Here is an 8,534-nt window from a genome sequence, read left to right on the forward strand (position 1 = left end):
GTCGAGCCTCTGCGCGAATGCGGCGGAAGTCGCATCGCAGACGGTCAGGCCCTTGCGGTCCGCGGGAATGAAATCGCCGTTCGGCACGCGAACGCCCGACGTGGTGCCGTTCCAGGTGAACACCACATCGCGGTCGAAATCGATCTTGGTGAGATCAGGCAGCTCGCCGTAGCCGGCTTCGATCTTGCGCACGTCGGCGAGCTTCAATTGCTTGACCACGTCGGTGACCCAGCCGGAGCCAAAGCTCTCCCAGGCGACCATGTCGACGCCGCGCTCGCCGAGCAGCGACCACAGCGCCATCTCGACCGCACCGGTGTCCGACGCCGGCACGATGCCGATGCGGTAACCCGCCGGGACCTGGAGAATCTCGCGCGTCAGCTCGATCGCCTGTTCGAGCTTGGTCTTGCCGATCTTGGCGCGGTGGGAACGGCCGAGCGCAGCATTTCTTAGCGCCTCGACCGACCAGCCGGGGCGCTTTGCGCAGGGACCTGAGGAGAAATTGGGGTTTGCCGGACGGAGTCCGGGCTTCGTATGCGTCGTCATCGTGGTCTATCCTTCCAGATAGTGGCCCCTCGTTGGGGAGGGGTGGCCCACGGACGGCGATATTCGTTCGGGCTTCAGGCGTCAAGAGGAAAGTTTTTGTCGTTGCCGGGATACCGGCGATCCCCGATCAGGATGTCGTGACTTCAAACGCAAACGACGGACCCCATGATCCGCCGTGCTGGTCCTCGTACTCGCCGCGCCTACCAGAGATCGTAGCGCAGCCCGACCTTGACCTGATGATAATCGAGGCCCTTTTTGAACTCAGGGTTGCCGACAGCGTCTGCTGTCACGTATTTCGCGGAAGGCAGAGCCGTGTATTGATAGCCGACATCGACTGCAACATTCTTGCTGACCTGATAAGCAAAGCCGGCGCCGAGCGTATAGGCGAAGCTGAACTGCTTCTCCGACTGCGTCGTCCCATCATAGCCGTTTGGATCGTCGCATTCAAAGATGGTCGTGGTTGTACCTGATGTTGTCGATGAATTCTGACAGTTGCGAGCGCCTTGAGCGTACTTGTAGGTGCTGTACGCTATGCCGACACCGCCTCCGACATAGGGCGTGAAGCCGACATAAGTGCCCAGGTCGACAAAGGCGCTGGCCATCACATCGTAGGCCTTGTTGTTGCCGTCGTTGGAGCCTTCGCATCCACGGGTGCTTGGGCCGGCGAACGCGCTTGTGCTGCCACCGCTGGTGACAGTCACCGTCTGCGTTCCATCGCAAGTACTGTCGAATTTGCTGGCGAATTTGCTTGTCGGCAGCAGACCGAAATTCAATTCACCACGGAAGTAATCGTTGAAATGGTAGCCCATACCTATCGAACCAGACAGCGGGCTGGTATCCGTAACCAGACCGGCCGGAGTTTCCGAAAATTCATAGGGCTTGTTGAAGGCATAGCCGAGATCACCGCGCAGATACCAGCCGGAGCCGACCTCGACCGGGACGTAGTCGGGCGCCTGGTCGACATAGATCGGCGGATCGTAGTCGGCCGCGTGCACCGGCGTCAGCGGCAGGAGGGCTAGTGCACCGAGCGCCAGCGCCATACGCGATGTAAGTTTCATGGTCCCCGACTCCCGAATTTGGCGCAGCCCGCAATCGCAGCGGCAGCCATCGTTTCAAGGAGCATTGTTAACCATAGTGGTTAAGTGGCGGTTAAGGCTAACAGAGCGTTAGCGAATTCATTTCCCCTGTCGATTCCAGGCGGCCAACGAAAAACCGCCCGGCTGAGGCCGGGCGGTTTGTGAAGAATTCAAGTAATGTAGATGCTGTTACTTAGTGTAGATCGGCTCGGGTTCGGGCTGGTAGGCAACGACCGGCGCGGCGCAACCGTTGTTGCCACCGAACTGGTAACGCAGGCCACCGCGCACTTCGTGTGTGTTGATGCCACGATCGAAGCCGGGACCGGAGCTGGTGATGTTCCAGTCGAACATGCGGCCGCCCTGGATATGGGAGAAGCGGTAGCCGGCATCGAGAATGATCTTGTCGGTCAGGCAGTACGAAGCGCCGGCCATCAGACCGTAGGCGAAACGCCAGCTTGATCTGCCGGGATTGAACTCGGTGGTGTTCGGATCGTAGACATCATCCCACTTGACGCGGGCGCCGCCGATGCCGGCGCCAACGTAAGGCGTGATGCCGTGATAGGTGCCGAGATCGACATAGGCATTGGCCAGCAGCAGCAGGGCGCTCATCTTCGACACTTCGGTCGATGTTCCGTTGATATCCGAGGTGCCGCCGTTGAAGTTCGACTTGAACCAGTAGTCGGCGGTCAGGTCGGTCCGGAAGTGGTCGTTGATCTTGTAACCAACGCCGGCACCGAGCGAGAACCCGCCCTTGAGCTTGCCGAAATCGAAACTTCTGGTGCCGGGCGTGACCGTACAATTACATTGATCGATGGTGTAGGTCATATAGTCGATGCCGCGCACGGTCGACTTGTGATAGTCGATGTCGCCGCGGATATACCAGCCGCCGACTTCTACCGGCTGCTCGTAGACGGCCTGAGGCGGAGCCTCTTCGACGATCGGTTCCGGCAGGTCGGCCGCGAACAACGGCCCCGCCAGGCCTGCGAACAGTAAGGCGAGCAGGGCCTTTCTTGCTGTCTTGAACATGCTTGTCACCCCTGAGAAGCTCGGAACGGCAAACCCGCCCGAAATGCGATTGGCTTTCAGTCGTGGATAATGAATTGCAAAGGTTAAAAGGCGTTTAACCCTGTTGCTTAACCACGAATCTCGAAACTTCTGGGAACCGCTGCGAGATTTCCGAACAGCGAACAGACTGGGAGCCGACAAGAAAAAGCCCGCCGAAAGGCGGGCTTGGACAGGTTCAGGCGACGACGTCCTGCCGGGCGCTGTGGGGCTCAGGCGGCGCTGCGCGTTTCCGAGATGATGTCCACGATGCCATTCACCACGGACTCGACCAGTTGCGGGTCGTCGCCCTCGGCCATCACGCGGATCAGCGGCTCTGTCCCGGATGGCCGGATAACCAGCCGTCCGGTCTTGCCGAGCCGGTTACGCGCGTCTTCGATGGCGGCCTTGACCGGCGCCTCCTCGAGCGGCTTGCCGCCGGAAATGTGAACGTTCTTCAGGAGTTGCGGCACGGGTTCGAATTTCTTCGACAGTTCGCTGACCGGCCGGCCCTGCCGCTTGATGCAGGCCAGCACCTGCAGCGCCGAAACCAGGCCGTCGCCGGTGGTCGAAAAGTCGGACAGCACGATATGGCCCGACTGTTCGCCGCCGACATTCAAGCCGTGCGCGCGCATATGCTCGACGACATAACGGTCGCCGACCTTGGTGCGGTGCAATTGCAGCTTCATGTCGCCGAGGAAGCGTTCGAGGCCCAGATTGGACATGACGGTTGAGACGACACCGCCGCCGGCAAGCCGCCCGCTCTGGTGCCAGGATTCGGCGATCAGCGCCATGATCTGGTCACCATCGACGATCGCGCCGTTTTCATCGACGATGACGACGCGATCGGCGTCGCCGTCGAGCGCGATGCCGATATCGGCGCGCACTTCGTGCACCTTCTTTTGCAGGCCGGCCGGGTGGGTCGAGCCGCATTCCTTGTTGATGTTGAAGCCGTTGGGCTCGACATTGATGGCGACGACCTCGGCGCCCAGTTCCCACAGCGCCTCGGGCGCCACCTTGTAGGCCGCGCCATTGGCGCAATCGACGACGATCCTCAAGCCCGCGAGCGACATCGAGCGCGGCAAGGTGCGCTTGGCGAATTCGATGTAGCGGTCATGCACGCCGTCGACGCGCTTGGCGCGGCCAAGCCCGTCGGAGTCGGCGAGCGCCAGTTCGATATCCCTGTCGAGCATGCTCTCGATGCGCTCCTCGATCTCGTCGGAGAGCTTGTAGCCGTCGGGTCCGAACAGCTTGATCCCGTTGTCGTAATAAGGGTTGTGCGAGGCCGAGATCATGACGCCGATATCGGCGCGCAGCGAACGCACCAGCATGGCGACAGCCGGCGTCGGGATCGGGCCGAGCAGGAACACGTCCATGCCGGCGGCACAAAGACCGGCGACCATGGCATTCTCGATCATATAACCGGAAAGTCTGGTGTCCTTGCCGAGCACGACACGATGTCGATGGGTGCCGCGCTGGAAGGAAAGGCCGGCGGCCATGCCGACCCGCATCGCGATTTCAGCGGTCATCGGAAACTTGTTGGCGCGTCCGCGAATGCCGTCCGTGCCGAAATAATTCCCTGCCATGCCAGTCAGCTTCCTCGACGTTTCTTCCCCGGCACGTCATGCCACAATTGGCCAGGGCGCTATGATCACATTGTGTGATTATACGTTACCAATCCTTAGAAAACCATTGTTGTGCACTGCACACAACGTGGCCGCAACCTGACATGCCCAGACTGCCATGCTGCAATATACAAGTCATTCGAGCCTTTCAGCGCGGATGCACCAGGAAAATCTTGCTCTGAACCAGGCAACGGACAACGATTTCATCACCTTATCGGGAGAAGCCGATTTTCGGCGATATATACGCCACTTAGCATCTGGCGCAACCGACCGTTGAGCGTTATTGATTTGCAGGGACGTATCATGGGCTGCTGCAACGGAGAAACGCTATGCTCATCCACCGACTTGCCACTTTGACCGGCCTCGCCGTCGCTACCTTGTTCCTGGCCGCGCCAGCCAACGCACTGACGATGGCCGAGTGCAGCACGAAGTATAACGCCGCCAAGGATGCGGGGACACTGGCCGGAGCGACCTGGAACCAGTTCCGCAAGGCTCAGTGCGGCACCGACGCCACAGCGACGACCGACGCCAAGCCGGCCGATGCCAAGAAAGCGACCAACACCACGAAGGCTGCCGCGGCGGACGACAGCACGGCCAAGGGCCTGACGGCGAAGGAATGCAGCACCAAGTATCAGGCGGCGAAGGCTGCCGGCACGCTGAACGGCATGAAGTGGAACGACTTCCGCAAGACCGAGTGCGGCGCAGCCGCCTCGGATGACGACACCGTGCCGGCCGCCGACGAGGCGAGCTACACCAAGGAGCCGGCGAAGCCGACGACGGCTGCGCCCAAGGGCGTCACCTTCCCGTCCGCGATCTCGCCGAAATATACCAGCGAGACCCCCGGAAAGGGCCGTATGCACACCTGCCTCGACCAGTACTATGCCCTCAAGGACGCCAATTCGCTTGGCGGCCTGAAGTGGATCCAGAAGGGCGGCGGCTTCTACAGCCTGTGCAACGCCAAGCTGAAGAGCTGATCGCTTAGCCATAGTCTCCAAACAAAGGCCCGCGCATCGCAAGATGCGCGGGCCTTTTTTGTTGCGCGAAGACGCACACTGCCTTGCTCGCATCTGCATGTCGCCGGGCTGCCGGCATCATCAATTCGCCTACACTGCCCAACGCCAAGCTCATCGGCAGTCCGTAAAGATTCTGGTTGAACATATAGAGAACAAACCATATACAAAAAGACGTCAAACTTATTATCAACCAGGAGGGTCTTATGCACGGTTTGAAATTGGCGGTATTGGCTGCGACCGCATTTGTCGCTTGGAGCGTCGCCCCCGCAAGCGCACTGACGATGAAGGAATGCGGCGAGACCTATCGAACAGCCAAGGAAGGCGGCACTCTGAACGGCATGGACTGGACGGCTTTTCGCAAGGAGAAGTGCGCGACATCAGCAGCGGACAGTGTCAGCGAGGATACGGTCAAAACCGAGCCGCAGACGAAAAAGGAAACCAGCGCGGCGGTCGCCCCCACTGCAGCGCCCGCGGGCGTGACATTTCCGACCACGCTGGCCGCCGAGTTCAAGACCGAAAAGCCCGCGAAGGCTCGCATGAAGACCTGTCTCCAGGGCTACCATGGCAACAAGGACGCGGGCACGTTGAACGGCCTTCGCTGGATCCAGAAGGGCGGCGGTTATTACAGCCTGTGCAATGCCAAGCTGAAGAGCTGAGCGACAAGACATCTGAAGAAGAGAAGACCTGCGAACCGCAGGGTTCGCGGGCCTTTTTTTTGCCTTCGAGGGCACGCCAGCGGCGACGTTGCCAATCTCCCCCGCAAGGGGGGGAGATGGGCTATCACCTAGGCTTTCGCCAATCGTCACCGTCGCAGATGCGAGGTCGCGGACAACTCCTCCCCAATGCCAAAAACAAAAAACGCCGCGGAGCAAGCCGCGGCGTTCGATGAAATCGGTGGCCGAACTCAGCTCGACGGCTGTGGTTCCATACCGCCTTCGGGCTCAGGACCCTTCTTGCGGCGGCCGCCGGACTTCGGCACGGCCGAGCCACGACTTGGCGGCGTATCGTCGCCGAGGTCGCGTGCGGGCTTGTGGCCGGCGATCAACTGCTTGATCTCCTCGCCGGACAGCGTCTCGTATTCCAGCAGGCCCTGCGCCAGCGCGATCCATTCCTTCTTCTTCTTGGTCAGGATGGACTTCGCCGACGAATAGGCCTCATCGATCAGGCGGCGCACTTCGGCGTCGATGATCTGCGCCGTTTCTTCCGAGACGTTCTGCGTGCGTGCCACCGAATGGCCAAGGAACACTTCTTCCTGGTTGTCGCCATAGGCGACATGGCCGAGCTTGTCGGAAAAGCCCCAGCGCGTGACCATGGCACGCGCCAGCTTGGTCGCCTGCTCGATATCCGAAGAAGCTCCGGAGGTGATGTTCTCCTTGCCGAACTTGAACTCCTCGGCGACACGGCCGCCCATCATGATGGCGAGCCGCGAGATCATGTATTTGTAGCTCATCGAATAGCGGTCGCCTTCGGGCAACTGCATGACCATGCCGAGCGCACGGCCGCGCGGGATGATGGTGGCCTTGTGCAGCGGATCGGCCGACGGCACGTTGAGCGCGAGGATGGCGTGGCCGGCCTCATGGTAGGCGGTCAGTTCCTTCTCGGCCTGCGTCATGGCCGACGAGCGGCGCTCGGCGCCCATCATGATCTTGTCCTTGGCGTCCTCGAATTCAGCCATGGTGACGAGGCGCTTGTTGCGTCGTGCCGCCATCAGCGCGGATTCGTTGACGAGGTTCATCAGGTCGGCGCCGGAGAAGCCAGGCGTGCCGCGCGCGATCACCTTGAGGTCGACATTGGGCGCCAGCGGCACGTTGCGCACATGCACCTTGAGGATCTTCTCGCGGCCGACGATGTCAGGGTTCGGCACCACGACCTGGCGGTCGAAGCGGCCTGGCCTGAGCAGTGCCGGATCGAGCACGTCGGGCCGGTTGGTGGCAGCGATCAGGATGATGCTTTCGTTGGATTCGAAACCGTCCATCTCGACCAGCAGCTGGTTCAGCGTCTGCTCGCGTTCGTCATTGCCGCCGCCGAGGCCGGCGCCGCGATGACGGCCGACTGCGTCGATTTCGTCAATGAAGATGATGCAGGGCGCGTTCTTCTTGGCCTGGTCGAACATGTCGCGGACGCGGCTTGCACCGACGCCGACGAACATCTCGACGAAGTCAGAACCGGAAATGGTGAAGAACGGCACATTGGCTTCGCCGGCAACCGAGCGCGCGAGCAGCGTCTTGCCGGTTCCCGGAGGGCCGACGAGCAGCACGCCGCGCGGAATCTTGCCGCCGAGCCGCTGGAACTTCTGCGGATCGCGCAGGAACTCGACGATCTCTTCCAGATCTTCCTTGGCTTCGTCGACGCCGGCAACGTCCTGGAAAGTGACGCGGCCATGCGCTTCGGTGAGCAGCTTGGCCTTCGATTTGCCGAAGCCCATCGCGCGGCCGGAGCCGGACTGCATCTGGCGCATGAAGAATATCCAGACGCCGAGGATGAGGATCATCGGCAGCCAGGAGATCAAATAGCCGAACAGCGAATTGGAACCGTCCGTTTCAGGCCGTGCATTGATGGTGACGTTCTTGTCCTGCAGCCGCGAGACCAGCGAAGGATCGCCGGGCGAATAGGTCTGGAAACCGCTGGAATTGTCGGTGTAGGTGCCGCTGATACGAGCGCCAGCAATGGTCACCGTCTTGACCCGCCCCGCCGCGACATCCTGCAGGAACTGCGAATAAGGCACATCGCTGGAAGCCCCTCGCGTCTGCGGCGTCTGGAACAGATTGAACAGGGCTATGAGCAGGACCGCTATGATCGCCCAGAGCGCGAGGTTGCGATAGTTCGGATTCATCAATTGTCCCGTTGGCGTCCGCGAGGCGGACACGCGTCATGAGAGGAAACTTGCGCCTAACATAGGGAGAGCGTCCCCCCTTGCCAAGCAGAACAGCACGTCTGGGTTAAGCTTTCGCGCAACCCTCAGCCGGCACTGTGGCCGCTGAAAGGCAAGGGCGGGACCGGGGCCGCGCCAATCAGCCCGGCGACGGCCCGCGCCAGCGCTAGGTCGAAGGATGGCAGGAAGCGGCCGAAGGGGGCAACGACCGGCCGCGCTTCCACCGTCGCGGACTTCAGTCCATATCCAGGCAAACCAAGGCATTCACCGGCCTGCCACACCGCCGGTTCGACCGCGAGCGCGGCGCGCATCAGGCTCGACGGGGTTTTTCCTTCACCCGTCGCCAGCCGTTTCGCCGCTGCCG

6 protein-coding genes and 2 pseudogenes are annotated in these 8,534 nt (G+C 61.3%); 2 read left to right on the forward strand and 6 right to left on the reverse strand.

Annotation, left to right across the window (positions count from 1 at the left end; genetic code table 11):
- The 4 genes and pseudogenes from EN925_RS12515 to glmM form a co-directional block, all read right to left on the reverse strand.
- Positions 1-543 (reverse strand): annotated as a pseudogene (locus tag EN925_RS12515) (phosphoserine aminotransferase); the annotation flags it as partial.
- 200 nt (positions 544-743) lie between these two features.
- Positions 744-1,583: an outer membrane beta-barrel protein gene (locus tag EN925_RS12520; protein WP_318011902.1), complete on the reverse strand. Its 840-nt coding sequence runs from the start codon at positions 1,581-1,583 to the stop codon at positions 744-746.
- A gap of 225 nt (positions 1,584-1,808) precedes the next feature.
- Entirely contained in the window at positions 1,809-2,645 is an 837-nt protein-coding gene (locus EN925_RS12525; protein ID WP_027162513.1) for an outer membrane protein, read from the reverse strand.
- A gap of 248 nt (positions 2,646-2,893) precedes the next feature.
- Positions 2,894-4,246: a phosphoglucosamine mutase gene (gene glmM, locus EN925_RS12530; RefSeq protein WP_027162514.1), complete on the reverse strand. Its 1,353-nt coding sequence runs from the start codon at positions 4,244-4,246 to the stop codon at positions 2,894-2,896.
- A 368-nt stretch (positions 4,247-4,614) separates the two neighbouring features.
- Here glmM and EN925_RS12535 point away from each other — a divergent pair, with 368 nt between their 5' ends.
- Both EN925_RS12535 and EN925_RS12540 read left to right on the forward strand, forming a co-directional pair.
- The gene (locus EN925_RS12535; RefSeq protein ID WP_128336578.1) at positions 4,615-5,259 is read left to right on the forward strand and encodes a hypothetical protein; all 645 of its coding nucleotides are present in this window, start codon (positions 4,615-4,617) and stop codon (positions 5,257-5,259) included.
- Between the two features lie 242 nt (positions 5,260-5,501).
- Positions 5,502-5,954: a hypothetical protein gene (locus EN925_RS12540; RefSeq protein ID WP_127369729.1), complete on the forward strand. Its 453-nt coding sequence runs from the start codon at positions 5,502-5,504 to the stop codon at positions 5,952-5,954.
- A gap of 248 nt (positions 5,955-6,202) precedes the next feature.
- Here EN925_RS12540 and ftsH read toward each other — a convergent pair whose 3' ends face one another.
- Together ftsH and EN925_RS12550 are read right to left on the reverse strand one after the other, a co-directional pair.
- Positions 6,203-8,131, reverse strand: a complete 1,929-nt coding sequence (gene ftsH / locus EN925_RS12545; RefSeq protein ID WP_013529152.1) for an ATP-dependent zinc metalloprotease FtsH — start codon at positions 8,129-8,131, stop codon at positions 6,203-6,205.
- Positions 8,132-8,256: 125 nt separating this feature from the next.
- Positions 8,257-8,534 (reverse strand): annotated as a pseudogene (locus EN925_RS12550) (tRNA(Ile)-lysidine synthetase); the annotation flags it as partial.

The organism is Mesorhizobium sp. M7A.F.Ca.US.006.04.2.1 (assembly GCF_004022915.1).
Classification (GTDB): Bacteria; Pseudomonadota; Alphaproteobacteria; order Rhizobiales; family Rhizobiaceae; genus Mesorhizobium; species Mesorhizobium ciceri.